At 65.1% G+C, this 26,952-nt stretch carries 23 protein-coding genes; 13 read left to right on the top strand and 10 right to left on the bottom strand.

Translation table 11 applies throughout. The features are described 5' to 3' along the window. Positions 1 to 6 precede the first annotated feature (6 nt). Complete coding sequence (locus tag ASH04_RS05385; RefSeq protein WP_057472877.1) at positions 7 to 678, top strand: TetR/AcrR family transcriptional regulator; 672 nt, start codon at positions 7 to 9, stop codon at positions 676 to 678. A 414-nt stretch (positions 679 to 1,092) separates the two neighbouring features. Next, positions 1,093 to 6,570 (top strand): ATP-binding protein, encoded by a 5,478-nt coding sequence (locus ASH04_RS05380; RefSeq protein WP_057472955.1) that lies wholly within the window; start codon positions 1,093 to 1,095, stop codon positions 6,568 to 6,570. Between the two features lie 139 nt (positions 6,571 to 6,709). Here the strand turns inward: ASH04_RS05380 and ASH04_RS05375 are convergent, their stop codons facing one another. The 4 genes from ASH04_RS05375 to ASH04_RS05360 form a co-directional block, all read right to left on the bottom strand. Further along, the gene (locus ASH04_RS05375) at positions 6,710 to 6,925 is read right to left on the bottom strand and encodes a hypothetical protein (RefSeq protein WP_032383864.1); all 216 of its coding nucleotides are present in this window, start codon (positions 6,923 to 6,925) and stop codon (positions 6,710 to 6,712) included. A 96-nt stretch (positions 6,926 to 7,021) separates the two neighbouring features. Beyond that, entirely contained in the window at positions 7,022 to 7,897 is an 876-nt protein-coding gene (locus ASH04_RS05370) for a pseudouridine synthase (RefSeq protein ID WP_057472954.1), read from the bottom strand. Positions 7,898 to 7,900: 3 nt separating this feature from the next. Then, a complete protein-coding gene (trhO, locus tag ASH04_RS05365; protein ID WP_057472876.1) occupies positions 7,901 to 8,743 on the bottom strand; it encodes an oxygen-dependent tRNA uridine(34) hydroxylase TrhO in 843 nt (280 codons plus the stop codon). 18 nt (positions 8,744 to 8,761) lie between these two features. Continuing rightward, positions 8,762 to 10,414: an alkaline phosphatase D family protein gene (locus tag ASH04_RS05360; protein WP_057472875.1), complete on the bottom strand. Its 1,653-nt coding sequence runs from the start codon at positions 10,412 to 10,414 to the stop codon at positions 8,762 to 8,764. A gap of 127 nt (positions 10,415 to 10,541) precedes the next feature. Between ASH04_RS05360 and ASH04_RS05355 the strand changes: the two genes are divergently transcribed. Together ASH04_RS05355 and ASH04_RS05350 are read left to right on the top strand one after the other, a co-directional pair. Continuing rightward, entirely contained in the window at positions 10,542 to 12,014 is a 1,473-nt protein-coding gene (locus tag ASH04_RS05355; RefSeq protein WP_057472874.1) for a cryptochrome/photolyase family protein, read from the top strand. A gap of 574 nt (positions 12,015 to 12,588) precedes the next feature. Beyond that, positions 12,589 to 14,016 (top strand): HNH endonuclease signature motif containing protein, encoded by a 1,428-nt coding sequence (locus ASH04_RS05350; protein ID WP_057472873.1) that lies wholly within the window; start codon positions 12,589 to 12,591, stop codon positions 14,014 to 14,016. Between the two features lie 163 nt (positions 14,017 to 14,179). On the opposite strand, the gene ASH04_RS05345 is transcribed toward ASH04_RS05350, so the two are convergent. Then, positions 14,180 to 15,226, bottom strand: a complete 1,047-nt coding sequence (locus ASH04_RS05345) for an iron-siderophore ABC transporter substrate-binding protein (protein ID WP_032371648.1) — start codon at positions 15,224 to 15,226, stop codon at positions 14,180 to 14,182. Between the two features lie 101 nt (positions 15,227 to 15,327). Here ASH04_RS05345 and ASH04_RS05340 point away from each other — a divergent pair, with 101 nt between their 5' ends. Beyond that, a complete protein-coding gene (locus ASH04_RS05340) occupies positions 15,328 to 16,152 on the top strand; it encodes an SDR family NAD(P)-dependent oxidoreductase (protein WP_032371649.1) in 825 nt (274 codons plus the stop codon). After that, complete coding sequence (locus ASH04_RS05335) at positions 16,149 to 16,643, top strand: SRPBCC family protein (protein WP_027497982.1); 495 nt, start codon at positions 16,149 to 16,151, stop codon at positions 16,641 to 16,643. Before ASH04_RS05340 ends, ASH04_RS05335 begins: the two co-directional genes overlap by 4 nt. Positions 16,644 to 16,646: 3 nt before the next feature. Here the strand turns inward: ASH04_RS05335 and ASH04_RS05330 are convergent, their stop codons facing one another. Continuing rightward, on the bottom strand, positions 16,647 to 17,156 hold the full coding sequence (locus ASH04_RS05330; RefSeq protein WP_057472872.1) for a mycothiol transferase: 510 nt from the start codon (positions 17,154 to 17,156) through the stop codon (positions 16,647 to 16,649). Positions 17,157 to 17,253: 97 nt separating this feature from the next. Here ASH04_RS05330 and ASH04_RS05325 point away from each other — a divergent pair, with 97 nt between their 5' ends. Next, positions 17,254 to 18,288: an NADPH:quinone reductase gene (locus ASH04_RS05325; protein WP_057472871.1), complete on the top strand. Its 1,035-nt coding sequence runs from the start codon at positions 17,254 to 17,256 to the stop codon at positions 18,286 to 18,288. 1 nt (position 18,289) lies between these two features. Here the strand turns inward: ASH04_RS05325 and ASH04_RS05320 are convergent, their stop codons facing one another. Then, positions 18,290 to 18,763: a phosphoribosyltransferase gene (locus tag ASH04_RS05320; protein WP_027497985.1), complete on the bottom strand. Its 474-nt coding sequence runs from the start codon at positions 18,761 to 18,763 to the stop codon at positions 18,290 to 18,292. An 84-nt stretch (positions 18,764 to 18,847) separates the two neighbouring features. Between ASH04_RS05320 and ASH04_RS05315 the strand changes: the two genes are divergently transcribed. From ASH04_RS05315 to ASH04_RS05305, 3 genes are all read left to right on the top strand, one after another. Then, complete coding sequence (locus tag ASH04_RS05315) at positions 18,848 to 19,516, top strand: class I SAM-dependent methyltransferase (protein ID WP_082519158.1); 669 nt, start codon at positions 18,848 to 18,850, stop codon at positions 19,514 to 19,516. Between the two features lie 10 nt (positions 19,517 to 19,526). Continuing rightward, positions 19,527 to 19,889 (top strand): VanZ family protein, encoded by a 363-nt coding sequence (locus ASH04_RS05310; RefSeq protein WP_032401297.1) that lies wholly within the window; start codon positions 19,527 to 19,529, stop codon positions 19,887 to 19,889. A gap of 153 nt (positions 19,890 to 20,042) precedes the next feature. After that, complete coding sequence (locus ASH04_RS05305) at positions 20,043 to 21,542, top strand: stealth family protein (RefSeq protein ID WP_027497987.1); 1,500 nt, start codon at positions 20,043 to 20,045, stop codon at positions 21,540 to 21,542. On the opposite strand, the gene ASH04_RS05300 is transcribed toward ASH04_RS05305, so the two are convergent. Beyond that, positions 21,539 to 22,450 carry a phosphodiesterase gene (locus ASH04_RS05300; RefSeq protein WP_032371934.1) on the bottom strand — a complete coding sequence of 304 codons (912 nt, stop codon included), beginning with the start codon at positions 22,448 to 22,450 and terminating at the stop codon, positions 21,539 to 21,541. The two genes, ASH04_RS05305 and ASH04_RS05300, sit on opposite strands and share 4 nt — an antisense overlap. A gap of 158 nt (positions 22,451 to 22,608) precedes the next feature. Here ASH04_RS05300 and ASH04_RS05295 point away from each other — a divergent pair, with 158 nt between their 5' ends. Further along, positions 22,609 to 23,418: an alpha/beta hydrolase gene (locus ASH04_RS05295; RefSeq protein WP_057472953.1), complete on the top strand. Its 810-nt coding sequence runs from the start codon at positions 22,609 to 22,611 to the stop codon at positions 23,416 to 23,418. Between the two features lie 69 nt (positions 23,419 to 23,487). Here ASH04_RS05295 and ASH04_RS05290 read toward each other — a convergent pair whose 3' ends face one another. Together ASH04_RS05290 and ASH04_RS05285 are read right to left on the bottom strand one after the other, a co-directional pair. Further along, positions 23,488 to 24,615 (bottom strand): acyl-CoA dehydrogenase family protein, encoded by a 1,128-nt coding sequence (locus tag ASH04_RS05290; RefSeq protein ID WP_032375479.1) that lies wholly within the window; start codon positions 24,613 to 24,615, stop codon positions 23,488 to 23,490. Positions 24,616 to 24,631: 16 nt separating this feature from the next. Continuing rightward, complete coding sequence (locus tag ASH04_RS05285; protein WP_027497991.1) at positions 24,632 to 25,807, bottom strand: acyl-CoA dehydrogenase family protein; 1,176 nt, start codon at positions 25,805 to 25,807, stop codon at positions 24,632 to 24,634. Between the two features lie 78 nt (positions 25,808 to 25,885). On the opposite strand from ASH04_RS05285, the gene ASH04_RS05280 reads away from it, so the two are divergent. Together ASH04_RS05280 and ASH04_RS05275 are read left to right on the top strand one after the other, a co-directional pair. After that, entirely contained in the window at positions 25,886 to 26,440 is a 555-nt protein-coding gene (locus tag ASH04_RS05280) for a histidine phosphatase family protein (protein WP_027497992.1), read from the top strand. A gap of 14 nt (positions 26,441 to 26,454) precedes the next feature. Beyond that, positions 26,455 to 26,937, top strand: a complete 483-nt coding sequence (locus tag ASH04_RS05275; protein ID WP_027497993.1) for a RidA family protein — start codon at positions 26,455 to 26,457, stop codon at positions 26,935 to 26,937. Positions 26,938 to 26,952: the final 15 nt, after the last annotated feature.

The raw sequence follows: 26,952 nt of genomic DNA, 5'->3' as shown, positions 1-26,952 counted from the left end.
GACTGAATGCCTGCCGCACCGGTGTCCGAAGGGGAGCAGCCGACTCGCCGGCCATCGACCCAGCGCGGGCTACGGACACGATCCGCACTGGTGGCAGCCGCCCGACGCGTGTTCGAGGACAGCGGCTACCTCGACTCCCGGCTGATCGACATCACCAGAGCCGCGCACTGCTCGGCTGGGACCTTCTACACGTATTTCACCAGCAAGGAAGAGATTCTGGCCGCGGTGCTCGAACAGGCCAGGGACGACATGCTGCACCCCGGCACGGAACGGGTGGACCCGCACGACGATCCCGCTGCCGTGATCGCAGCCAGCAATCGGGCGTACTTCGAGGCATATCGGCGCAACGCCAAGCTGATGGCACTGCTCGAGCAGGTCTCCAACATCGATCCCGACTTTCGCCGCCTGCGCCGCGAACGCGCCGACGCGTTCGTTCGACGCAATGCACGCAGTATCGAGAGCCTGCAGAAACGCGGCGTGGCGGATACCGACCTCGATCCCCTGCTCGCCTCCCGCGCGTTGTCGTCGATGATCAGTCGTCTCGCGTTCAACCACTTCGTCGTCGACGCCGAGGACGGCAATCCCGACGCCGACTACGAGGCGCTGCTCGCCACTGCGACGAGGCTGTGGGTCAACGCGTTGCGGATACCGGACAAGAGCGTCGGACACACCGGATGAACGCCTCCTCGGCAACCTGCTGCTCGTCCGAAACCGCCTTCGTCGACCTGTACCCGTCGGTAATGTACTCGCCGGTAGCCAGAGATGATGAGGAATCACGAATTATGCGTCCCGACAACGCTACTCGTGAGTACGAATCCGATGTGAGGCAGAGCAAAGAAAATGTCCAGTACGGAATGTGTTGTCACAGAATTGAATTGGCTCGTTCGTGATCAATCACACTCACCCCGAACGCCGTTGGCACGGCACAGGGCCCGGTTGCCGCTAGAATAAGTCGACCGGAGTGCTGCATGGGCGCAGGACCGGAGCCTGCGCAACGACCCGACAACCATCAAACGGACATGCCCAGCCGGACCCACCTCCCATCGAGTGCACCGACGCGATGTGCGCCTACACCGAGCGAAGAGAGATACGTTGTTCAAGCGGATTGCAGTAGTCAACCGAGGCGAGGCAGCAGTACGGCTGATCCGAGCCGTCCGAGAGCTCAACGCCGAACACGATTACGGCATCCGCACCGTAGCGCTGCACACCGAGGCCGAGAAGCGGGCCATGTTCGTCCGCCTGGCCGACGAAGCGGTCACGCTGCGTAAGCCGGCGAGCGGTTCGGCCTACCTCGATTACGGCGTGCTGGAAGCGGCACTGGTGGAATCCGGGGCCGACGCCGTATGGGTCGGCTGGGGCTTCGTCGCCGAGGACCCGACGTTCGCCGACCTGGTCGCCCGCCTGAACATCACCTTCATCGGCCCGTCCGCGGACGCGATGCGCCTGCTGGGTGACAAGGTCGAGGCCAAGATTCTCGCCGAAAAGGTCGGCGTTCCCGTCGCACCGTGGTCCGGCGGCCCCGTCGAGACCCGCGCCGACGCCCGTCGCCACGCCGCGGCGATCGGTTACCCGTTGATCATCAAGGCCCGCTCGGGCGGCGGTGGCCGCGGCATCCGCAAGGTCTTCCACGAGGACGAACTCGAACTGTCCCTCGAACGCACCCAGGGTGAGGCCGAGCGCTCGTTCGGCGACCCCGTCGTATTCCTCGAGCGTCTGGTCACCGATGCCCGGCACGTCGAGGTCCAGGTCATTGCCGACAGTCACGGCAACGTGTGGGCCCCCGGTGTGCGCGACTGCTCGATTCAGCGCCGCAACCAGAAGGTCATCGAGGAGTCCAGCTCCCCGCTGCTGACCAAGGAACAGTCAGATCAGCTGCGCGCCGCGTCGGCCGAGCTGGTCAAGGCCGCCGGATATCAGGGCGCGGGCACCGTGGAGTACCTCTACCAGCCCGAGCAGAAGATCTTCACGTTCCTCGAGGTCAACACCCGCCTGCAGGTCGAGCACCCGATCACCGAATACACCACCGGCATCGACCTGGTGAAGCTGCAGATCCTCGTCGCCGACGGCCAGGCACTGCCTGGCGACTGCCCGCCCGAGTTCGGTCACGCCGTCGAGGCCCGCCTCAACGCCGAGGACGCCGACAACGGCTTCGCACCGGCCCCCGGCACCGTCGAGCTGCTCAAGTTCCCCCTCGGCACCGGCATCCGCGTCGACACCGGCATCGCCCAGGGCGACGTCATCCCACCCGACTACGACTCCATGGTCGCCAAGGTCATCGCCTGGGGCCGCGACCGCAGCGAAGCGCTGGCGAGACTGCGCAACGCACTGCGCGAGACCACGGTCGTCATCGACGGCGGCACCACCACCAAGTCGTTCCTGTTGAGCCTGCTCGACCGCGAGGAAGTCATCTCCGCCTCCGCCGACACCGGCTGGCTCGACCGCACCGAAGCCGGTTCCCAGGTGGGGCCGACCGCCGTCGCCGACATCGCCATCATCGCCGCAGCGATCGATGCCTACGACGCCGAGGAAGGCCGCGAACGCACCTCGTTCCTCAACTCCGCTCGCGGCGGCCGCCCACGCGCGACACACGCCATCGGCCGCACCGTCGAGCTGAACTACCAGGGCCAGGCCTACAAGCTCGAGGTCGGCCAAACCGGCACGCACCGCTACAGCATCGAAAGCGACGGCATCGGCGAACTGCAGGTCGACGTCGAACGCCTCGGCACCTACGAAAGCCGCCTCGTCATCGGTGACCGCCGCTACCAGGTGGTCACTGTCGCCGGAGCCGCCCACTTCCTCGTCGAGGTCGACGGCATCAGCCATCAGATCTCCCAGGACGAGGCCGGGCTGGTCCGTGCGCCTGCACCCGCTGTCGTCGTCGCCGTCCCGGTCGCCGTCGGCGACGAGGTCGAAGCAGGACAGACCCTCGTCGTCCTCGAATCGATGAAGATGGAAACTGCCGTCCGGTCCCCGTACGCGGGCACCGTGCGTGAGGTCCTGGCCTCGGTCAACGGACAGGTCGACGCGGGAGCTGCACTGCTGCGCGTCGATCAGGCCGGGGAACAGAAGGTCTCCGAGCAGGCACCACGCGTGATGTTCCGGGGCGTCGACGATGCCGCGCAGCGTTCGCCGCAGCGTCGCGCACTGGACCGGCTCGACGAACTCGCAGCCCTCATCACCGGCTTCGACGTCAGCGGTGCCCGGGCTCGAAACCTGTTGTCCACCTACGAGACTCTGCGTGCCGAGGTGCCACGCGACGATTCGGAGCTGGTCACCGCCGAACTGGCGTTGCTGAACACCTTCGCCGACATTTGCGAGCTCTCCCGCAACCGTCCGACGATGGACGAGGAGAACAACGACGAGCGAGTCCACTCCCCCCGCGAGCACTTCCACTCGTTCCTGCACTCGCTCGACGCGGACGTCCAGGGTCTGCCGGAGTCGTTCCGCGCCAAGCTCACTCGCGCGCTCGCGCACTACGACGCTGCCATCGACGAGGGCCGAACCCCGGCTCTCGAAGAGGCCGTCTACCGTGTCTTCCTCGCCCTGCAGCGCATGGAGAACCAGGTTCCGGTGATCGCGGCCCTCCTCGGCCACTGGCTCAGCGACTCCTCCGCCCAGCCCGAGGCCACCCCGGCCATGGCCGAGGTACTCGAGCGCCTCATCGGTGCCACCCAGGCCCGCTACCCCGTCATCGGCGACGTCGCCCGCAACCTGCGCTTCCGGTTGTTCGACGAACCGCAGATCCGGATCGCCCGCGAGAAGGTCTACGACGGTGTCCGTGGCAGCCTGCAGTACCTGGCCGAGAACCCCGACGCAGCCGACTACTCGGCTCGTGTAGCCGCTCTCGTGGCGACACCGGAACCACTGATCGAGCTTCTGGCACAACGGATCACCGATCCCGGTGCTCTGCTCGAGGTGATCACCCGTCAGTACTACGAAATTCGCACCCTCGAGGATGTCAAAGCCTTCGACCGCGACGGTAAGCACTTCGTCACCGGCAACTTCGAGCTCTCGGGCGAACGACTGCATCTGATCTCGACCGCGACGGACTTCGACTCCCTCGCAACGACTCTCGACGCCGTCGAGGACATCGCCGGCCCGTCGCCGGAAAACCTTGCCGTCGATCTATACCTGTCGTGGCCCGACGCCCCCGCCGACGGCGACGTGCTCTCGGCCCGACTGCAGGAAGTTCTGGCCGCCCACTCCGGCTCCGGCCGCTGGCGCCGGGTCACGGTCACCGTGTTCGGCGCGGTCACGCGAAAGATGACGTACCGCCGCACCACGGTCGAGGGATCCGAGCCCCTCGCCGAGGACACCATCATCCGGGACATGCACCCACTCACCGGTCAGCGACTCGACCTGTGGCGACTGAAGAACTTCGACGGAGTTCGCCTGCCCGCCAGCGCCGGCACCTACCTGTTCCACCTGACGTCGAAGGCCAACCCGTCGGACGAGCGACTCGTCGCCCTCGCCGAGATCCGCGGCATCACAACACAATTGGACGACGCCGGAAACATCGTCGCCGTACCGGAGATCGAACGCACCGTCGCAGCCTGCCTCGACGGCATCCGCCGCGCACAGGCCGGACGCGGCAAGAAACGTCTCGACGCCAACCGCGTCGTGCTCTACGTCTGGCCGGTACTGAACGTGCCCGCCGACCGCATCGCCACCATCGCCCGGCACATCGCACCGCTGACGATCGGTGCAGGCCTCGAAGAGATCACCCTCATCGCTCGCCTGGCCGAAACACCGGGCGCGACGCCGCGCGAGGTCGCGTTGCGCCTGTCGTACCGGTCCGGTGCCGGCATCGTCGCCAAGGTGACCCCGCCGCCGACCGAGCCGATGCGCCCACTCGACGAGTACACCCAGAAGGTGCAGCGGTCCCAGGCCCGCGGCACCGTGTACCCGTACGAGCTGATTCCGTTGCTCAGCAGCAACGGCGGCACGTTCACCGAGTACGACTTCGACGCCGACGGCGTGCTCGCCCCGGTCGATCGTCCCTACGGCCGCAACTCCGCGGGCGTCATCGTCGGTGTGGCCACCACCCCGACCGCCAAGTACCCCGAGGGCATCACCCGCGTCGCACTCTTCGGTGACCCCACCAAGGCGCTCGGCACCGTCGCCGAGGCGGAATGCTCGCGGATCGTTGCGGCCATCGACCTCGCCGAACAACTCGGTGCCCCCGTCGAATGGTTCGCATTGTCCTCCGGCGCAACGATTTCCATGGAATCGGGCACCGAGAACATGGACTGGGTCTCGCGCGGACTGCGCCGCATCATCACCTTCACCCAGGCCGGGGGAGAGATCAACATCGTCGTCGCAGGCATCAACGTCGGCGCGCAGCCGTACTGGAACGCCGAAGCCACGATGCTCACCCACACCAAGGGCATCCTGGTGATGACCCCCGACAGTGCGATGGTGCTCACCGGAAAACAGTCCCTGGACTACTCCGGCGGCGTCTCGGCCGAGGACAACTTCGGTATCGGTGGCTACGACCGCGTCATGGGCCCCAACGGCCAGGCACAGTACTGGGCACCGAACCTGCGGGCCGCATGCGACATCCTGTTCGCTCACTACGATCACGCGTATGCCGCACCGGGAGAACGCTTCCCACGCCGTGCAGCCACCGCCGACCCGACCGAGCGCGACGTACGCACCTACCCGCACGTGCACCCGTCGAGCGACTTCACCACCGTCGGCGACATCTTCTCCTCGGTCACCAACCCGGACCGCAAGAAGCCGTTCGACATTCGCACCGTGATGCGCGCCGTGGTCGACCAGGATCACTCGGTGCTCGAGCGGTGGGCCGACATGGCCGACGCCGACACCTCGGTGGTGTTCGACGCCCACCTCGCCGGAATCCCGGTGAGTGTGATCGGTATCGAATCGCGAGCCATCCCCCGCAAGGGCTGGTTCCCGTCCGACGGCCCCGATCAGTGGACCTCGGGAACGCTGTTCCCGAACTCGTCGAAGAAGACGGCCCGCGCCATCAACGCCGCCAGCGGAAGCCGGCCGATCGTGGTGCTGGCCAACCTCTCCGGCTTCGACGGATCACCGGAATCGCTGCGCAACATCCAGCTCGAATACGGCGCCGAAATCGGCCGCGCCATCGTCAACTTCGACGGACCGGTCGTGTTCTGTGTCGTCTCGCGCTACCACGGCGGCGCGTTCGTGGTGTTCTCCGGAGCACTCAACGACAACATGGAAGTCCTCGCCGTCGAAGGCTCCTTCGCCTCCGTACTCGGCGGTGCCCCGGCAGCCGCAGTGGTGTTCACCCGCGACGTCAACGCCCGCACCGCAGCGGACGCCGACGTCAAGGAGCTCGAAGCACGACTGAACGCAGCCGAGGACGACGCCACCCGCTCGGCTCTGCGCGTCGAGCTGGCCACCGTGCGAGCGAACGCCCGCAACGCCAAACTGGGTGAAGTGGCAGCCGAATTCGAGGCCATCCACAACATTCAACGCGCACAGAGCGTCGGATCGGTGCACCACATCGTCCCCGCCGCCGAACTACGACCGCAGCTGGTCGCCGCCGTCGAACGCGGAATGGCGCGGTCGCTGGCGAAGTAGGGCTCAGGCTCCACGCACACGCGCGCGCGTTTGCTGGATGCGAGCGGAATGGTTACCTATTCCGCGAGCGTCCGGCGAACGCGCGCGCGTTTGATGGTTCAGGGGGTTTGTCGGTTGGGGGTTCAGTGCAGGGCGTGCGCTACCAGTAGGTCACGTCCGTTGCGACGATTCCGGTGCACTGTCCGGTGAAGATGGTCACCGAGCAGGCCTCCCACAACCGGGACAGATCCGAGAACAAGCTCGACACTCCGTTCGCGCTACCGGTGCTCGCGCTTCCGGTATCGGCCACGGCAACCGCTGGCGACGCTATGGCGATGACGGCAGCTCCCAACACAACAGCAATACGACGCTTCACGCAGTTCTCCTCTGTTCTTCCATCGGACATATCTGCTCGACACGCTAACCTCGCGCCCGAATTGTCACCATCGTCCGAACGAACGATTCCTGGGCGTCAGAGCTGGAGTTCTCGGGCGCTGGCGAATCGCCGCTGTTCGCCGGTGAGCGGGTCGATGAAGTCCAGTGCCCGGGCCAGGAGCTGCAACGGCCGAGTGAAGTCGTCGGCGGGAGTCGATGTGTACACCGGATAGTACGGATCGTTGACGATGGGAATCCCCAACGACGACAGATGGATTCGCAGCTGATGGGTCTTACCCGTCTTGGGAAAGAGCCGATAGCGGGCGAGGTCGCCGAGAGTGTCGATGAGCTCGATGCGGGTCTCACTGTTCGGCTCCCCCGGCTCCTCGTACGCCGTCATGACCCCGTGTTCCTTGAGGATTCGGCTCTGCACGACGCGCGGAAACCGCAGTGCTGCATCGAATCCTGCGACGGCCTCGTATTCCTTGGTGACGTTGCGTGAGGAGAAGAGTTCCTGATACGGCCGTCGGGCATGCTTGGTCTTGGTGAAGAGCAGCACTCCAGCGGTGGCGCGATCGAGTCGATGCGCGGGCGTGAGGTCGGGGCAGTCGAACTGCTTGCGCAGCCGCACGGTCGCGGTTTCGGTGACGTGCCGACCACGCGGGATGGTGGCGAGGAAATGTGGCTTGTCGACCACCAGCAGATCTTCGTCCTCGTGCAGGATGCCGATCTCGAACGGCACCGGAACCTCGTGCGCCGGAACACGATAGAAGTACACCTGGCTACCGGCGCGGTAGCGAGTGTCGAAAGTTATGGGCCGACTCTTCTCGTCCACCAGTTCGGCGTCGCCGATTGCCCGACGCCAATCGTCGTCGGGCATCTCACGTTCGAGATATTCGACGATGGTGGCGGACGGATCACCATGCGGTAGAAGCAGTCTCAGAGGCGCGAGACCGTCTCGAAAAGGCAGCATCACTCAGGCGCAGTCGAGACAGATCAACCGAAGCCCACGGCCGGCATCACCGTCGAAGTCCTGGTACCGCGACGTCGGGTTGCCGCAGGCACTGCAGCGACCGATGACGGCGGTGTGGTCGGAGAAGTTCTGTGCCATCCGCTTGTCGAAGACGAAGAGCGAGCCCTCCCAGAGCGCGTCGTCGCCGAAAGTCTCTGCGTACCGGACGATTCCGCCGTCGAGCTGATAGACCTCCTCGAACCCGCGAGCCACCATCAACGAGGACAAGACCTCACACCGCACTCCCCCGGTGCAGTACGTGACCACCGGCGACTTCTTCAGATGGTCGTAGGCACCGGAATCGAGCTGGGACACGAAGTCCTTCGTTGTCTCGACGTCGGGCACCACCGCGTTCTTGAACTTGCCGATCTGCGCCTCGAACGCGTTGCGGCCGTCGAAGAAAACCACGTCGTCACCGCGGGAATCGACGAGCTCGTGCACCTGCTGCGGGCTCAGATGAGCGCCACCGCCGACCACGCCATTGGCGTCGACCTTCAGTTCCCCTGGGGCTCCGAACGTGACGATCTCGTCGCGCACTCGCACGCTCAATCGCGGAAAGTCGTTGCCGAGGCCGTCGGACCACTTGATGTCGGCCGACTTGAAGGCCGGATAGCTGCGGGTGCCGCGGACGTACCTCTTGACGTCGTCGACGTCGCCGCCCACCGTCGCGTTGATGCCGTGTTCGGAGATGAGGATGCGTCCGGTCAGGTTGTTGGACGCGGCCAGCGTCTGCTGCCACAGCCGGATCGCCTCGGGATCTGGCAGCGGAGTGAACACGTAGAACAGGACGATTTTCGGTACAGCCACGCCGTCCAGTATGGCGGGTCAGCCCAGTGGCGGTGCCGCCGCCCGAAGCCGCTGGGTGCCGGAGTCGACGGTGTAGCCCGCTCCCCAGTACACGCCGGTCCGCGGATCCTCCTTGGCGGTGAGGAACCAGTGGTCCATCCGAGCCGCCGTCTTGGTGACCTCGAAGACGCCGAAACCGTGACTGTCGAGATCGACGAACTTCACGTGCTGGTTGAGCGCCTTGAACGCTTCCTCGGCGACCCGGCCCAGCGTGTGCGGCGGAGTGTGCGTCAGATCGTCGATGTTGGCCGAGCTCACCGAGGTGACGACGAGCTCGGTGGCAGCCGGTTCCGTCGTTGCATAGTGCGCTGCGTCGAGGGGTACCTCGCAGGCCCAAGCGGAGTGGATGTCGCCGGTGATGAAGACGGTGTTGTCCACGCCTGCATCGACGATCGCACCGAGCAGCTTGCGGCGGTCGGCCGTGTATCCGTCCCAGGGATCTGCGTTGTAGGGCAAGCCGCCCTCCGGGATTCCGAGGAGCGAGGTGACGGCCTTGGCTGCGTCTCGATCGAGCGGTGGGATCAGAGTGGGCGTGATCATCACCGGGTTGCCGACGATCTTCCACTGCGTCGGCGACGACACGATGCCGTCGGTGAGCCACTGCATCTGCTCGGCACCGGTGATGGTGCGGTTCGGTGAATCGACCTCGGGGCCGTTGAACGGCAACACCTGCTGCGAGCGGTAGGTGCGCAGATCCAGCATCGAGAGTTCGAGCAAGTTGCCGAACCGCAGCCTGCGGTACAGGTGACGGTTGGTGGCAGTGCCTGCTGCCCGGACCGGCATCCACTCGTAGTAGGCCTTCTCCGAATTGGCCTTGCGCGTGTACCAATCGCCCTCGGTGGCCGGCGTGTGGTTCTCGGCGCCGCCGTCGTACGCGTCGTTGGCCGACTCGTGGTCGTCCCACGTGCAGATCCACGGAACGTCGACGTGCGCTGCTTGCAGATCCGGGTCGGACTTGTACTGACCGTGCCGCTGGCGGTAGTCGGCAAGGGTGACGATCTCGTGGGTGGGCGAATGCTGCCGGACGACGCCGTCGCGCCCCGGAAAGCCGCCCGTCTCGTACTCGTAGATGTAGTCGCCGAGATGGACGATGGCGTCGAGGTCTCCCCTGGCTGCCAGGTGGCGATAGGCACCGAAGTAGCCCGATTCCCAGTTGGAGCACGAGACGACGCCGAAACGCATCGCATCGATGTCGGCATCGTTGGCCGGGGCGGTGTGCGTGGTCCCGACGGCCGACGCCGCGTCGTTCGTGCGGAAATCGTAGAAGTACGTGGTGTCTGCGCTGAGGCCGTCGACGTCGACTTTCACGGTGTGATCGGTATCGGGGCCGGTGGAGACGGTTCCGGAGGCGACGACGCCACTCATGTCTACGTTCCGGGCGATGCGCCAGGTGACCGATACCTGCGGGCCGACGCCGGAGCCCGGGGTGGCGTCGGGCGTGGGGGTGATGCGGGTCCACAGAATGATCGCGTCGGGCAACGGATCTCCCGATGCCACCCCGTGCAGAAAGCCTCGGTCGCTGCCCTGGGCGTGGGCGACCGCGGGCAGTGTCGTGACGACTCCGGCCACGGCAACGGCCACCGACGACGAGCGAAGAAACGTTCTTCTGGACAGCGCAGAATCAGCGGGCATCGGGTCAGTCCATGCGATGGATCGTCGGTGGTCAAGTAAGGCGCGCCTGGGTCGGCCACAGTGTTCACCGGCCGGCCATGCTGCGGACGCTGGTTTGCCGTCGTCGCTGCGGGAGAACACTCCGAGAATGGACGCTCTGTGGTTGTTCGGTGATCAGCTCGGCCCGCACTTCCACTCCGTGGACGAGCATGCCGAGCGGGACGTGCTGATGATCGAGTCCCGGCGCGTGTTTCGACGCCGGCGATACCACCGACAGAAGCTCCATTTGGTGTTGTCCGGGATGCGTCATCTGGCCGACGAGCTGGGTGATCGCGTCACCTACCTGCAGACCGAGACGTATCGCGAAGCCCTGGCCGAGTACGGCAAGCCCGTGGTGGTGTTCGAGCCCACCTCGCATGCGGCGGAGAAGTTCGTCGCTGCCTTGCACGAGGAGGGTCTGGTCTCGGAAATTCTGCCGACGCCGATGTTCGCGCTCCCCCGGGCCGAGTTCGCCGACTGGGCGGCCGAGCGCGGAACCTTTCGCATGGAGACGTTCTACCGCGAGCAGCGCAAAAGATTCGATGTGCTGATGGACGGTGCCGACCCGGTCTCTGGCAAATGGAACCTCGACGCCGAGAATCAGTCGCCACCCCCGAAGGGTCGGCTGACCCTGGGCGTGGAAGAACCGTGGTGGCCGACCGAGGATGCCATCGACGACGAGGTGCGTGCCGATCTCGATTCGTGGGAGCTGGACACCGTCGGTGTGGACGGGCCTCGCGTGTTTGCGGTGACTGCTTCCGAGGCGTCGGAAGCGTTGTCGCACTTCGTCAATTACCGCTTGGACGACTTCGGCAAATACGAGGACGCGGTGATGGCCGACGACTGGACGATGTCGCACTCGCTGTTGTCGGTCCCGCTCAACCTCGGTCTGCTGCAACCGTTGGACGTGGCGCACGCCGCCGAGGACGCCCATCGCGACGGCACCCCGCTGGCGAGCGTGGAGGGTTTCGTTCGGCAGATCCTCGGCTGGCGCGAATACGTGTGGCACCTCTACTGGCATATGGGGCCGGAGTACCTCGAACGGAACAAACTCGAAGCCCATGAGCCACTACCGGATTGGCTTCTCGAGTTGGACGGCGATGCGGTGGTCGCGAAGTGCCTCTCCAGTACCGTCGACGGCGTACGCGACCGCGGCTGGGTGCACCACATTCCGCGGCTGATGATCCTGGGAAACTTTGCGCTGCAACATGCCTGGGACCCACGAGCGTTGACCGAGTGGTTCGCCACGGCTTTCGTCGACGGATTCGCCTGGGTGATGCCGGTGAACGTCATCGGCATGAGCCAGCACGCGGACGGTGGACTGATCGCCACCAAGCCCTACGCCTCGGGTGGGGCGTACCTGAACCGCATGACCGACTACTGCGGCACATGCGAATTCAATCCGAAAAAGAGGCTGGGTGACGACGCCTGCCCCTTCACCGCCGGCTACTGGGCCTTCGTCCACCGACACCGCGAGATGCTGGCACTGAACCACCGCACCGTGCGACAGGTGTCGTCGATGAACCGATTGAACGACCTCGAGCAGGTGCTGGAACAGGAACGTCAACGCGAGGTGTACTGACGCGCCCTCGACTATCGCGAGTATCGACTCGGGAGGAGGCTCGGCGGCAGTGAGATCAGCCCTGCCTCGCGCGGCGTCGTGGGCACCGACTGCGCGACGCCCACCACGCCGGCTGAGACGCTGCCACGAGGACCGAGCGTGTTCCACCTGTCGCAGCCGACAGTGCATTCAGTCCGCCGCGCACAGAGGATCCCCGAACAACTGAGTAGAGCAGCAGAATTGGCAGATCGCTCGAGCGCAGGTTCGGGCGTCGCCGTCGGCGATACCGAGCGGACTCTTGGGGGCATTGCGCTCTGCACCGAATCGTCATCGCGAGATCACACCGCCGCAGAATTTGACGTCTCACCCCGGCTCGGTACTCGGGCAACGTTCGGGGTCGATGGGTCCGGTCCACATGCACCGATGCTCGGGTGTACTTCTCGTCGAAGTATCGCGGTCTTGTGCGGTCGCCGGAGAGATCGAGCCTTTACCATGCGCCACCGACAGGTTCGGATTATCGAATCCTTATGCACAGCAATAGTTTTCGATTGCACCATCATTGCGCATCGAACACCCGTTCGATACACTTATCTCCATGACCACGGAGATCTGGCAACTGAGCGAAAGCGAACTCCTCGCCGACGCTGCTGATGTCTCCCACAAGATCCAACTGCTCGAAGCACGGCGCATCGCCCTCGTCGCCGACATCGACACCCGCGTCAGCCGGGAGAAGCTCGGCTTCCCCGGACCCGCAGGGTGGCTGACTTCGACCACCCTCCTCACCCCGAGCAAAGCCACCAAGATCGTGGCCCTCGCCCGCGGACTGAAGAACTTCCCCGACATCGCCGACGCCGTGAACACCGGCGTCATGACCGTCGACCACGCCGCCCTGATCCTCACCTTCGCCGAAACACCACCGAAGAACCTCCCGCAAGAGGGTCGCGATATCGCCCGCACCGCGATGATCACCGCCGCCACCGGGCCTGGGGCACGCACCGACAAGATCCGTGAAGCGATCACCAAACTCGAAGACACCTACGGCAGCGACAAGCCGCCCCCTGAGGACACCGACCGCAACGAACTGTTCGCATCGAAGATGCTCAACCAACGCCTGTGCCTCAAGGCCGACTTCGATGCCGTCACCGCGGAAAAGCTCTTCACCGCACTCTCACCGCTGACCGAACCTCGGCCCGCAGCCGACGGCACCCCCGACGAACGCAGTCCTGCGAGGCGACGCGCCGACGCATTCGGGCAGATCCTCGACCACTACCTCGCTACCAAGGATCGCCCCACCGAGGGCGGTGAGAAGCCACACATCAACCTGCACATCCGGTTGCAGGACCTCCACAGCCTGAGCGGTCAGAACAGCGACGACATCACCGACGACGAAACCACCCGCGCTGCAGCAGAATCCGACAACGCCGATCCAGCCGACCCGGTGGACATCGACGCCGGCAACCCGATCCACTCCGACCCAATACGATCCGACCCGACCGAGTCGGACGCGGCGAATGAACTCGAGACCGACAGCGCTGCCGGACCGAGCCCGGATCGCGGCGCGTATCGCGACTTGTTCGGTGACGGCACGTCGGTCGGGTGGCTGCCCTGGATGGGACCACTCTCGCGCAACACCTCCCGCCAACTCGCCTGCGACTGTCTTCTCACCGCCATCGTCATGGACGAGAACGGCAACCCACTCAACCTCGCCCGCACCGCCCGCACCGTCACCGCGAAACAGAAACGCGCCCTCACCGCCCGCGATCACGGGTGCGCGTTCCCCGGCTGCGGCAAACCCGCAGCCTGGACCGAAGGCCACCACATCTGGCACTGGGCCGACGGCGGCCCCACCGACATGAACAACCTCGTCCTCCTGTGCGGATTCCACCACCGACTCATCCACCACAGTGACTGGGACGTGTTCATCGGCAGCGATCAGCACCCGTGGTTCGTACCCCCGTCCACCGTCGACCCCTACCGACAACCGAGACAATCCCACGCCCGAGCCGGCCCCCACATCGCCTGACCTCTCGAACGCACACCAGCCCCGCACCGAGAACACGGTGCGGGGCCGGAAGAGATTGTCGAGCTCGGCGTTTCGATCAGACACTGCGTGCTTCCTGCGCATGTAACACGACCTGCGTGAAGCCGATCCTGTTCGTCTCCGCTCCGATCGAGCGACCGGTGACCTACTTCGCGTCTAGCTTCGCGACCGCCTCGTCGATCATCGGCACGTAGCGCTCGAGTGCCCACGGCACTGTCAGCGGGTTGATGATCGACGACCCGGTGACGAAGGACTGATCCGTCGGCGCAACGACCGACCCACGGGACACGGCCGGAATCTGCTTGTACGCAGGCTGATTCTCGGTGTCGGTGCGGTTCTGCGGATCTGAGTAGAAGGTGAAGATCAGATCGGAGTCGTTCAACAGATTCGCGTTCTCCAAGCCGATCACCGACGAGTCGGTGCCCTCGGTCTCGTCGAGCGTGTTCACCACCGGATCGACCTGCAGCCCGAGACCGCGCACCATCGCGACGCGCTGCTCGTCGGCGAGGAACACTCCGAGTGTCCCGGGACCGGTGTTGTAGATATACGAAAAGCTCACGTCCGAATACTCGGGGTGCTGGGCCGCGGCGTCGGCGAAGCGGTTTTCGATCTTGTCGATCTCCTCGGCCGCCTTCTGCTCCTCGCCCATGGCCTTGCCGATGACGGTGATCTGGTCCTGCCACGTCGTGGTCCACGGCTTCTCCTCGTAGGCGACCACCGGGGCGAAGGCACTGAGCTTGTCGAACTGATCCTGCGTGACGCCGGACCACGGTGCCAGAATCAGATCCGGTTCGAGAGCCGCGACGGCCTCGATGTTCAATTCGGTTCCGCCCGTGAACTGCTGAGGAAGCTCGGCACCCAATTCGGTGACCGCGTCGTGCACCCACGGGAGGTAGCCGGTGTCGTCGGCACCCCAGGAATACTCCTCGACGCCCACCGGGACGGTACCCAACGCGATCGCCGTTTCGGCCGAGCCCTGGCCGAGCGTCACGATGCGCTCCGGCTTCTCGGTGATGACGGCCTGACCCAGCGCCGAATCGATGGTGACGGCCGCGAAGTCGCTGCCCGCCTGTGGTTCCTCAGCGGTATCGGTACTCGAACACGCACCGACCACAAGGGCCGACACCGTGAGCGCGGACAGCAGGGTTGCGCGGCGCGCAGTCCGTCGACCGGTCGGTGAAACAGAGAACATGATTACCTTTCGACAAGCAAAGGGACTTTAAAGTAACCCTAGGCTAACCTCTCATCCGGATTCAAATGCGCTGCACAGCGGGCGTTCGCTACGGTGGGGGCATGAGCCTTCCTCGCCCCGCACCCGACCGGACTGCCGTCGTGACCGGAGCGTCTTCCGGAATCGGTGCCGCCATCGCTCGCGAACTCGCCTCCCGAGGTCACGGAGTCACCCTCGTCGCCCGCCGCGCCGACAAGCTCGACGAGCTTGCGGACGAGCTCCGCTCGCGGGGAGTTCGCGCCGAGGTGCTCGCAGCAGACCTGTCCCATCGCGCCGCCCGCGCCGAATTGCTCGGGCGCATCACCGAACTCGGACTGATACCGGACATCCTGGTGAACAACGCCGGGCTGTCGACGCTCGGCCCGGTCGTCGAATCCGACCCCGAAGCAGAGATGAACATGATCGAGGTCGACGTGGTTGCCGTCGCCGATCTCTGCACTCGATTCCTCCCCGGCATGACCGAGCGACGACGCGGCGCTCTGCTGAACGTGGCCTCCACCGCCGCGTTCCAGCCGCTTCCCGGCCAGGCCGGATACGGCGCATGCAAGGCGTTCGTTCTCTCCTACACCCAGTCTCTGACCGGAGAACTGCGCGGAACCGGCGTGACCGCCACCGCGCTGTGCCCGGGACCGGTGCAAACCGGTTTCGGCGAGGCCGCGGGCTTCGCGAAAGACGACGCCGAGAAGGCACTGCCATCGATCATGTGGGTGTCGGCAGAAACGGTGGCCAAGACCGCCGTCGACGACATGACCAAGGGACGGATGGTGTCGATTCCCGGGCCCGCCAACCGCATCGGATCGATCTTCGCCCAGATCACTCCGCGAACATTGTTGGTGCCCATGCTCACTCGTATTCATCCAGGCCTGAAGAACGGCGCATCCTCATGAGCCGCGAGTTCACGGTGTCCGACAGCGTCGTAGTCAACGCCGACGCCGACACCCTCTACGCTGCGATCAGCGACCCCACCAAGATGGGCCGGTGGAGTCCCGAAAATACCGGTGCCACCGTGCACGATCCTCGCGAGAGCGCCTACGTGGGAATGGTATTCGACGGAACCAACAAGCGCGGCAGGGCGAAGTGGATCACTCGCTGCACCGTGACCGCAGCCGACCCGGGCAAGACCTTCGAGTTCCGCGTCCACGCCATTGGCAAGAGCGCTCCGAAGATCAAGGGCGCGAACGCAACCTGGCGATACGACTTCGAGCCGGTCGCGGGCGGCACAAAGGTCACCGAAACCTGGACCGACGACAGAACGAAATGGCCCGATGCCCTGGCGCTCGTGTTCGACAAGATCGTCACCAGCGGCAAGACGTTCCCGCAGTTCCAGCGTCGCAACATCCGAAAGACGCTGGAGAACCTGCAGAAGCGTTACGCCTGACGGCTAGGCCTGCCGGGTGTACAGGCCGAGAACGTACGACGCCTGCCCGGCATGCTGAAGGTCGTCGGAGACCACGGACACCAGGCGCGCACCCAACGTGACCGGCGGATCCCAGTTCTCGTCGACGATTCGGTCCAGATCGTCGGTCGAGATACCGCTCAGGTACGCAACGGTTTTCGAGTGCACGGCGTCGTGGTATTCGCGCAACAACTCGGCGCTCGAGGTGACCTGAGCCACGTCGGAGGACGATTGGCCGTACCCGATGTCGGACTTGTCGAACGGCAATCCGAAACGCTCGAACCACGAGTCCGACGTCCAGACCTGTTCGCTCCCGGCCACACCCGCGATGTGGTCGTCCTGCACACGCGTCAGGTGCCACAGCAACCACGCGATGCTGTTGGCATCGGCGTCGGGCCGATAGGTCAACGCGGCAGCGGGGAGGTCGTCCAACACCGAGTGAACGAGTTCCTTTATTCGACCGAATGCGTCGGTCAGCAGGTCGTTGTGGTTCATCGAGTACGCCTCTTTCGTCGAGCACTGATAGCCAGTCATGCATACCCCGATTGCCGCGAAGGGAACATCGGCGCCCTCCAGGCGCGTTGAACCCGGTATGACTTCTCCAGCAATTGTGTACACCCGCACCGGCGATTCGTCCGTCCTCGAACCGAAAGATCGCGAGGTGACCGAGCCGGCCGCAGGCGAAGTGCGCGTGCGCGTCGTGGTCTCGGGCGTCAATCCGACGGACTGGAAGAACAGGACCGGTTCCGGACCGGGCGAGAAGCTGGCGTTCGACGAGGTGGTTCCGAACCAGGACGGTGCCGGAGTGATCGACGCCGTGGGCCCTGATGTCGAGGGGCTGGCCGTAGGAGATCGCGTCTGGGTGTACCTGGCCCAGCATCAGCGCCCGACCGGAACGGCGCAGAAGTTCACCAACCTTCCCGCGTCCCGTGTGGTGGCTCTGCCCGACGGCGTCAGCTTCGACGTCGGCGCGAGCCTCGGCGTACCCGCGATGACGGCACACCGCGCATTGACGGTGTCGGAGGACGGCCCGTCTCGCTTGCATCCCGGGGCGTTGGAGGGCAAGTCGGTTCTCGTCGCCGGTGGCGCCGGTGCCGTCGGCCATGCCGCGATCCAATTGGCCCGCTGGGCAGGCGCGACCGTGGTGACGACCGTCAGCGGACCGGAGAAGGGCGCACTGGCCACCGCTGCCGGCGCGCACCACGTGGTGAACTACAAGACCGGAGACGCCGCCGCTGACATCCGCGAATTGGTGCCCGGCGGAATCGATCTGGTGGTCGAGGTCGCTCCCGCACAGAACGCCGCACTCAACGCGGCCGTGGGAGCGAACCGAGCATCCGTAGCCGTCTACGCCAACAACGGCGGCGACACCATCACCCTCGACGTCCGGCCGAACATGGTGCTCAACACTCGCTACCAGTTCGTGCTGCTCTACACCGTGGGCGACGAGGCTCTGCGCAACGCCGAGGCGGACGTCAGCGCAGCGGCGGCAGCAGGTGTGCTGGAGGTGGGCGAAGCCACCGGACTCCCTCTGCACCGCTTCCCGCTGAGCGAGACCGCGGCTGCTCACGACGCCGTGGAGAACGGAACCGTCGGCAAAGTGCTGATCGACGTCTCCACCGAATAACTCAGGTGATGACCGGCAACGTGGACCATGGGAAATTGATCCACTTGTCGGTCTCTCGCCACGAGTAGTCCGGCTGCACAATGGTTCTGGGCTTGGTGTAGATCACGGCCGACCGCACGTCGGCCGTGTGCGCCTTCAGTAGATCGATCACCAGCGCCAGGGTGCGGCCGGAATCGGCGACGTCGTCGACCACGAGCAGCTTCTTGCCGACGATCGCGTCGGTATCCAGAAGTGGTTCGAGCACAACAGGATCGGGCAAAGTCTCTTCGATATCGGAGTAGAACTCGACGTTGAGGGTGCCGGCAGCCTTGACGCCCATGGCGTAGGAGATGGCACCGGCAGGGATGAGTCCGCCGCGGGCGATCGCGATGACGATGTCCGGAACGAACCCGTCGCCCACGATCTTCTTCGTCAGGTCGCGCGAGGCGTCTCCGAAGGTCTCCCACGTCAGTACTTCGCGTTCCGGTTCGGTCATGACGGACTACTTTACCCAAGGCCAATTTTTGCCGAATGAGCAAATTCGTTTGCGCTCGGGGACGACAGCGGGCAGTCTCGAACCATGGCCGACCACACACCTGCGAACACTCATCCAGCCGACCCGACCCACCCGGAACCGGATTTCGAGAACGGTGCCTTCGACGAATCGTTCTGGGACAACCTCTACAACCAACGCACCGCCATCTGGAGCGGAAATCCCAACGCCGTGTTGGTACAGGAAGCGTCCGAGCTGATTCCGGGCCGCGCCCTGGACATCGGCTGCGGTGAAGGTGCCGACTCACTCTGGCTGGCCGGCGAAGGATGGAACGTGACCGGCGTCGACATCTCCGATGTGGCTCTCGGCCGCGCTCGCGCCGCACAGCAGGCACTCGGGTCACAGACGCTCGCGGTGGATTGGCGTCAGGAAGACGTACTGGACTGGACTCCCCCGGCCGCGGCGTTCGATCTGGTGTCGGTGCACTTCTTGCAGGTGCCGCCGGACGAATTGGAACTGACCACCCGCAGGTTCGCCGCGGCGGTCGCGCCGAAGGGCCGTCTACTGATCGTCGGTCACAGTCCCAGCGACAGCCACGCCTCGCAGCACCCGGCCAAGCACCGACTGTTCGCACCGGAACCGGTCGTCGCTGCGGCGGGCGACGGGTTCGAGGTGATTCACGCCGAACACCGCACCCGGACGACGCCGGACGGCGACGAGCGAATCGACACAGTGGTGGTGCTGCAGCGCCGGTAAACTCTTCGCAGTGATCTCGCAGTCGACGTACCGAATTCCCCTGGCCGTCACGTTCGTCGTCGCGCTGATCGTTCTCTTCACCCCCGCGTCCGGGGTGCCGTCCAGCTTTCAGCACAGCGACAAGATCATTCATTGCATCCTGTTCGCTGCTCTCGCCTACACCTCCCGACTCGCCGGCATCGGCTGGGTGAAGACCGCACTGTGGGTGTCGGCGTTCGCAGTGGTATCGGAGTTCCTGCAGGCGATCCTGCCGCTCGGTCGCTCCGGATCGGCCGCCGACGCACTCGCCGACGTCGTCGGTATCGCACTGGGCCTGGTCGCAGCGAGCAGGGTTCTACCGCAGCGCGTCCGAAAGGCACCGCACCTGCACTAGACTGAGACGGCACCGGGGTTCCTCGGCCAGCGCGAACACTCCGGAAGGAACGTCATCACCTCGTCTTCTGCCCCGCACGATATCTACCTCGTTCCACCGGAGCACGAGACCAACGATGCCGTCACCCGAGAATCCGACGCTGCCGCCGCGCGCTTGAGCGAACGGTCCGACGTCGTCAGCCACGACGGCCGCTACGCACTGACCATCACCTCGACCACCCCGCACCAGGCGATGGTCGAAGATCTGCTGTTCGTGCGCGCCGTGCTCGACGCCGCGCGGATCAAGTACCTACTGGTGCGCGGCAACGACGAGCGTCCCGTCATCGCCATAGAACTGGCCGCTCGCGAGGCACTGACCACGGCCCTGGTGCATGCCTGCCGCGCCGAGCCCTTCTACTCCAAGACCGTCGACGCCCGCGGAAAAGCGGTACTGGTAGCCGATGGCACCTTGTCGCCGTCGTCGAACGCGCGCATCGTGCGGCTCTACCGCCCACGTGTCGAGCCGTTCAGCGGGCTCTACTACGGCGCATCGACCGCGGTGCAGATCGAGCTGTGGTCGTTCTCACCGTCCGAGATCGTGCTGCCGATCGAGAACTCGCTCACTCGCCGCAACATCCGGCCCGACGAGGCCGTCCGCGGCACCGTCGAGCGCTTCGGCCGAACCTGGCCGACCATCGAGAACATGTTCGCCGACCACGCGTCGGACATCAATTTCGACATCGACATCGTGTTCTCGTGGGTCGACGGTTCGTCCGCGGAATTCCAGGCTCAACGCGCCCGCCGGATGGCGAACTACGTCGTCGGCGAAGGCGACGATTCGGCCGCCCGGTACCGGCAGATCGACGAGCTGAAGTACGCACTGCGGTCGATTCACCTGTACGCACCGTGGATCAGGCGCATCTTCGTCGCCACCGACTCCCCGAGGCCGGCGTGGCTCGCCGACCATCCCAAGGTGACGTTCGTGCCGAGCGAGGCGTTCTTCGTCGACACCTCCGTACTGCCGACGCACAATTCGCAGGCCGTCGAATGCCAGCTGCACCACATCCCCGGGTTGTCCGAGCACTTCCTGTACTCGAACGACGACATGTTCTTCGGTCGCCCCGTCAGCCCGTCGATGTTCTTCTCCCCCGGCGGAATAAGCATGTTCATCGAGGCGACGACGCGAATCGGATTGGGCTACAGCGACGCCGACCGCAGCGGCTTCGAGAACGCGGCACGCGTGAACCGACGGATCCTGCAGGACCGCTTCGGGATGACGACCACCCGGCACCTCGAGCATGCGGCAACGCCGTTGCGCCGCAGCGTGATGCAGGAAATGGAGAACGAGTTCCCCGACGAGTTCGCCTCCACCGCTGCCAGTGCATTCCGCGCGAGTACGAACATCTCGGTCACGAATTCGCTGTACCACTACTACGCGCTGATGAGCGGACGCGCCGTGGTCCAGAAGGATGCGAAGGTTCGGTACATCGACACCACGTCCGTCGCGGGTCTCGAGTTGATGGAGAAGCTGCTGCCCAAAAGATCGGTCGACTTCTTCTGCCTCAACGACGGCAGCTTCCCGGAGGTCGACCTCGATCTGCGCACGCGCACCGTGACGCAGTTCCTGGACAAGTACTTCCCCATCGTCGCCCCCTGGGAACGCACCCAGAACTAGGCGTCGCTGAACAACTTTCGACGGGCGCTGTCGGCAATGGTCACTCCCGCTGCGTCGAGCCGACGCGCGGTCTCCTCTGCCGACACTGCCTCTCCCACAGTGTCGTACGAGCCCGTCGGTACCACCGAATGGACGACGGTGTCGTCGTAGAGGTGAACCAGGTTGTAGCCCTGGGCTCCGTCGCGACCGCGCAACCCGCCGGCGGGGACATTGAGATCCTGGGTGTAGCACGTGGCCGACGCGACCGAGACGGGAATGCCCGCGAACGTCGCTGTCGTCGAATAGTGCAGATGTCCAGCGAGTATCGATCGCACGTCGCTGCCGCGCAGCACGTCCGCCAGGCGCGGCTGATCGATGAGCTCGACCAGAACTGCGAGATCGAGCACGGTCGGTACCGGCGGGTGATGCATCGCCAGGATCGTGCCGAACTCGGCAGGGGTTGCGAGAGTGTTTGCGAGCCAAGCCAATTGCTCGTCGGCGAGCTCACCGTGATGCTTTCCGGGGACGGTCGTATCCAGGGTGACGATGCGAAGCCCGTCGACGTCGTGCACGCGATCGATGGACTGCCCGCTCGGTTCGGCGTCGAGCAGGGTCCGACGGAACGTCGCGCGGTCGTCGTGATTGCCCATCGCCCAGACGATCTGCGCGCCGAGCTCCTCGGCCACCGGCTCGACCAGAGCGCGGAGCTTCTCGTAGGCGCCCGCCTCGCCCTTGTCCGTCAGATCACCGGTGAACACCAACGCATCGGGCCGCACCCCCGAGTTCCGAACATCGGTCATCACCTGTTCGAGCCGCAACTCACTGTCCACGCCGCCGTACAAGCGACCGCCGCCGTCGACGAGATGCGTGTCGCTGATGTGCAACAAGCAGTGATGGGGACGTGGGTACTCGGCCATCCGAGACTTCATCGAACTCTCGCTCACGATCGGACCTACCGTTTCACGATCACCCGGTCGGGCGAACGCCACTGCCACAAGCCAAGCATACGAGCGTTCACTGAGAAAAAGCTGGTCGAATCCGGACGGTGAACACCGTGGAAACTCCTGGCGTGTGGCAGGTTGAGAACATGACGTCTTCCAAGTGGACCTCCCTGCTCGCAGCCGCGGCACTGACCGTGGGCACGATGCTCGGGATCGGCGTGGCTCCGGCCGCTGCGCAGGGCCTGCCGACCGTTGTCCTCGTGCACGGTGCCTTCGCCGACAGCACCAGCTGGGACGGTGTCGCGGCCGACCTACGCGGCCGCGGCTACCCCGTCGTCACCGCCGAGAACTCACTGCGCGGCCCGGCGATCGATGCGGCCTCGGTGACCGACGTCGTCGAGAACATCGACGGGCCCGTGGTGCTGGTCGGCCATTCCTACGGCGGCACGGTGATCAGCAACGTGCACGCGGACAACGTGGAGGCTCTGGTCTACGTCGCGGCGTTCATGCCGGTCGAAGGCGAACCCGTCGCCCTCGAACTCGACCCGTTCCGATTCCCCGTGACGGCTCTGGTCCCACCGGTGATCGGGCTGTCTATCGTCGACGATTCGTCCAACCTGATCGGCAAGAACGTCGACTCGTACATCACGCCCGCGCTCTTCCGTCCGTTCTTCGCCCCCGACGTCACCGAGGAGCAGGCCGCCCGCATGGCGGCACATCAGAAGACCATCGCCGCCGGTGCCTTGCTCGAACCGAGCGGTGCGCCGTCCTGGGCGCATACGCCGTCGTGGGCGCTGATCCCCCAGCAGGATCAGATCATCCCAACCTCTGCCGAACGGTTCATGGCGCAGCGGGCCGGGGCCCGGGTGACCGAGGTGCCGGGCTCGCACGCCATCCTGGTCTCGAACCCCGCGGCTGTGGCCGACCTTGTGGTGCAGGCGGATTCGGGTAGCTGACGCGTCCGACAGACGACAACGGGCCCGACCACCTGGACGAGGTGGCCGGGCCCGTGTTCTTCTACCGGATCAGATTCCGATGAGGTCGTGATCGCCGACCTTGTCCGACAGGATGCGCAGGTGCTCGTCGGCCCCACCGAGAGTGTGCTCGATGGCCACGAGCCGACTGGTGTAGTGCCCGACGGGATATTCGGCCGTGACGCCGATTCCGCCGTGCAACTGAATTGCCTCCTGGCCGATCTTGCGACCGGAACGAGAGATCTGCAGTTTGGCGCGCGAGGCGATGGTCGTGTCGACATTGCCGTCCGCCAACGACATGGTGGCGTACAGGCTCATGCTGCGGGCCAGCTCGAGCAGCACGTACATGTCCGCCGCGCGGAAGGTGAGCGCCTGGAACTTGGCCAGCGGAACCCCGAACTGCTTGCGCTGCTTGAGGTAATCGGTGGTCAGCCGCAGCGCCTCCTCCATTGCTCCCACTGCCTCGGCGCACAGCGCGGCCTGTGCGCGCACCTCGGCACCGGTGATCGCCGCGGCTGCGTTCTCGGCCGAACCCAGCGGTTCTGCAGCAACGTCGGAGAATTCGATCTGCGCGGCGCGCTGACCGTCGTGGGTGGCGTACGACTTGCGGGTCAGCCCGGTCGCGTCGCCGTCGACGACGAACAATCCGGTTCCACCGCCGGGAAGCACGGCACTGACGACGATGACGTCAGCGCTGCCGCCGTGCGGAACCGGGTTCTTGACGCCGCTGATCGACCACGATCCACCGTCCTCGGTCGCCGTGGTGGCAACCTCGACGTTCGGCCAGCGGCTGCCGGATTCGTTGTGCGCGAACGCCAACATCGACGAGCCCTCGGCCACGGGTGGCAGAAGTCGCTTGCGCTGATCGGCTGAGCCGAGCTCGGAGATGAGCCCGCCGGGCACGAGAACGGCGTCGAGAATGGGCTCCGGCGCGAGCCGTCGTCCGACCTCGGTCATGACCGCCATGATCTCCACGGGACCGGCGTCCATCCCGCCGTCGTCCTCGCTGAACGTCAGACCCAGCAGACCGACCTCGGCCAGTTGCTTCCAGACGTCGGTGCTCCACCCCAGCTCACCGGCCACGATCTTGTTGCGCTTCTCGGTGTCGTAGGCGCGCGAAAGAACCTCACGGGTGGTGTCGCGCAGCAGTTTCTGCTCTTCGTTGAGTTCGAAATCCATGTCTTCAGATGCTCCCTTACAGTCCGAGAATCGCCGACGCGATGATGGTGCGCTGAACCTCGTTCGAGCCGCCGTAGATCGAGACCTTGCGATAGTTGAGGTAGTTCGGTACCGACCGCTGTGCCCAACCGTCGCTCTCGATGTCCTCGCCTGCCTCGTAGGGCAAGGAGTCCGGCCCGGCGATGTCCATCAGCAATTCTGTTGTGGTTTGCTGCAATTCGGAACCCCGCAGCTTCAGAATCGACGATGCCGGGTTCGGCTTGCCGTCGTCCGAGCTCGAGACCATCCGCAACTGGGTGAGCTCGAGGGCGAGCAGTTCGTTCTCCACCTCGGCCAGCTTGGCCGCGAACAGTGGATCCTCGAGCAGCGTCCCGGTGCCGACCTTCGTCTGCGCGGCGTGCTTCTTCGCCTGTCCCAGTCGAACTTTGGTGTGTCCGGCGCGGGCGACGCCGGTGCGCTCGTTGCCGAGCAGGAACTTCGCGTAGCTCCAGCCCTGGTTCTCCTCGCCCACGAGGTTCTCGGCCGGGACGCGGACGTTGTCGAAGAACACCTCGTTGACCTCGACGCTGCCGTCGACCAGCTTGATGGGACGCATCTCGATGCCGGGGGTGTTCAGATCAATGAGCAGGAACGAAATTCCGGCCTGCTTCTTCGGTGCATCGGGGTTGGTGCGTACCAACGCGAAGATCCAGTCGGCGTACTGGCCGAGAGTGGTCCACGTCTTCTGGCCGTTGACGATGTAGTCGTCACCGTCCCGAATGGCGGTGGTACGCAGCGAGGCGAGATCCGAACCGGCCTCGGGCTCGGAGAACCCCTGACACCACCAGATGTCGAGGTTCGCCGTCTTCGGCAGGAACTTCTCCTTGATCTCCTGCGACCCGAACGTCGCAATGACCGGGCCCACCATCGACGCGTTGAACGCCAGCGGCTCGGGTACCGAGGCCAGCTGCATTTCGTCGAGCCAGATGTGACGCTGGACCGCAGACCAATCGCGGCCACCGAACTCCGCAGGCCAGTGCGGTACTGCCAGTCCGTTCTCGTTCAGGATTCGCATGGTCGTGACCACTTCGTCCTTGCTCAACTCCTGACCCGTCGCGTTCTTCTCGCGAATCTCGGCGGGGATCTTCGTGGTGAAGAACGTCCGCATCTCGTCGCGGAACGCGGCCTCTTCTTCTGTCAGGGCAAGATTCATCGACAATCCTCCGTGCTCGTTCGCTTATCTCGGTATCGACCGTACTCCCTGGTAACTCTGGGATATTCTCCGCTCACTATGACTTTTCTGGCGCTGGTTCGGCACGGTGAAACGAACTGGAATTTGCACGGCCGCCTGCAGGGCTCTTCGGACATCCCTCTCAACGACACCGGACGAGCTCAGGCCCGCGAGGCGGGCTACGAACTGGAGTTCCGTACGTGGGATCACCTGGTCAGTTCGCCGCTGGTCCGGGCCGCGGAAACCGCCGACATCATCGGGACCCATCTGGGCCTGAACCGAACCGCCGAATTCCCGGATCTGGCCGAGCGTCACTTCGGTGACGCCGAGGGATTCACCGACTGGGACGCGTACTCGCATTGGCCGGACGGGCGATACCCGGGCCTCGAGCCACGATCGAATCTGATCGTCCGGGGCGTGCGAGCCGTCGACGAGATCGCCTCGCGCTACCCCGACTCCGCGGTGATCGCCGTGGCCCACGGTGGCGTCATACGAGCCATCTTCGACGCCATCCGTCGACGACACTCACCCCGCATACTCAACGCCGGTGTGTCCACACTCGAACACGACGGCACCCGATGGACGGTTCGCACCATCAACGGCGTTGCGGTCTGACAGGATTTTCGTTCATGGAGATCGAACGTCGCATCGCCGAACTCGGCTTCGAGCTGCCCGGTGAACCGAGCGCACCACCGGGATTCGAGTTCTCCTTCGATTGGGTTCGCGTGCGCGGCAGCCGCGTCTTCGTCTCGGGTCATTCGCCGCTCGCACCGGACGGAACCCTCGCCGGTCCGTTCGGTGCAGTGCCGTCCGAAGTCGACCTCGACGCCGCCACCGACGCCGCGCGTGACACCGCCCTCGCGGTATTGGGCAGCCTCGCCCGTGCCATCGGAGATCTCGATCGAATCAGCGCGTGGCTGACCGTCACCGGCTCGGTCAACGCCGATCACGGCTTCACTCAGACCACCACCGTCGTCAACGGGTTCTCCGATCTGGTGTTGGCGATCTTCGGACCCGAGGTCGGTGCGCATGCGCGGACTGCGCTGGGAGCGGCCGCATTGCCGATGAACAACACCGTCGTCGTGTCAGCGGAACTGGAGATCGACGGGTAGGTTTTTCTCCACTCG

The organism is Rhodococcus sp. Leaf233 (genome assembly GCF_001426165.1).
GTDB lineage: Bacteria > Actinomycetota > Actinomycetes > Mycobacteriales > Mycobacteriaceae > Rhodococcoides > Rhodococcoides fascians.
This window is presented reverse-complemented; position numbering and strand designations above follow the sequence as displayed.

What these genes read in the sequence shown, in the direction of transcription:
- ASH04_RS05370 (WP_057472954.1), bottom strand. Translation starts at nt 7,897, where the DNA reads ATGCTGCCTTTTCGAGACGGTCTCGCGCCTCTGAGACTGCTTCTACCG.
- ASH04_RS05360 (WP_057472875.1), bottom strand. Translation starts at nt 10,414, where the DNA reads ATGCCCGCTGATTCTGCGCTGTCCAGAAGAACGTTTCTTCGCTCGTCG.
- ASH04_RS05340 (WP_032371649.1), top strand. Translation starts at nt 15,328, where the DNA reads ATGAGCCTTCCTCGCCCCGCACCCGACCGGACTGCCGTCGTGACCGGA.
- ASH04_RS05280 (WP_027497992.1), top strand. Translation starts at nt 25,886, where the DNA reads ATGACTTTTCTGGCGCTGGTTCGGCACGGTGAAACGAACTGGAATTTG.
- ASH04_RS05285 (WP_027497991.1), bottom strand. Translation starts at nt 25,807, where the DNA reads ATGAATCTTGCCCTGACAGAAGAAGAGGCCGCGTTCCGCGACGAGATG.
- ASH04_RS05355 (WP_057472874.1), top strand. Translation starts at nt 10,542, where the DNA reads ATGGACGCTCTGTGGTTGTTCGGTGATCAGCTCGGCCCGCACTTCCAC.
- ASH04_RS05345 (WP_032371648.1), bottom strand. Translation starts at nt 15,226, where the DNA reads ATGTTCTCTGTTTCACCGACCGGTCGACGGACTGCGCGCCGCGCAACC.
- ASH04_RS05330 (WP_057472872.1), bottom strand. Translation starts at nt 17,156, where the DNA reads ATGAACCACAACGACCTGCTGACCGACGCATTCGGTCGAATAAAGGAA.
- ASH04_RS05320 (WP_027497985.1), bottom strand. Translation starts at nt 18,763, where the DNA reads ATGACCGAACCGGAACGCGAAGTACTGACGTGGGAGACCTTCGGAGAC.
- ASH04_RS05385 (WP_057472877.1), top strand. Translation starts at nt 7, where the DNA reads ATGCCTGCCGCACCGGTGTCCGAAGGGGAGCAGCCGACTCGCCGGCCA.
- ASH04_RS05300 (WP_032371934.1), bottom strand. Translation starts at nt 22,450, where the DNA reads ATGAAGTCTCGGATGGCCGAGTACCCACGTCCCCATCACTGCTTGTTG.
- ASH04_RS05315 (WP_082519158.1), top strand. Translation starts at nt 18,848, where the DNA reads ATGGCCGACCACACACCTGCGAACACTCATCCAGCCGACCCGACCCAC.
- ASH04_RS05295 (WP_057472953.1), top strand. Translation starts at nt 22,609, where the DNA reads ATGACGTCTTCCAAGTGGACCTCCCTGCTCGCAGCCGCGGCACTGACC.
- ASH04_RS05335 (WP_027497982.1), top strand. Translation starts at nt 16,149, where the DNA reads ATGAGCCGCGAGTTCACGGTGTCCGACAGCGTCGTAGTCAACGCCGAC.
- ASH04_RS05275 (WP_027497993.1), top strand. Translation starts at nt 26,455, where the DNA reads ATGGAGATCGAACGTCGCATCGCCGAACTCGGCTTCGAGCTGCCCGGT.
- ASH04_RS05290 (WP_032375479.1), bottom strand. Translation starts at nt 24,615, where the DNA reads ATGGATTTCGAACTCAACGAAGAGCAGAAACTGCTGCGCGACACCACC.
- ASH04_RS05350 (WP_057472873.1), top strand. Translation starts at nt 12,589, where the DNA reads ATGACCACGGAGATCTGGCAACTGAGCGAAAGCGAACTCCTCGCCGAC.
- ASH04_RS05325 (WP_057472871.1), top strand. Translation starts at nt 17,254, where the DNA reads ATGACTTCTCCAGCAATTGTGTACACCCGCACCGGCGATTCGTCCGTC.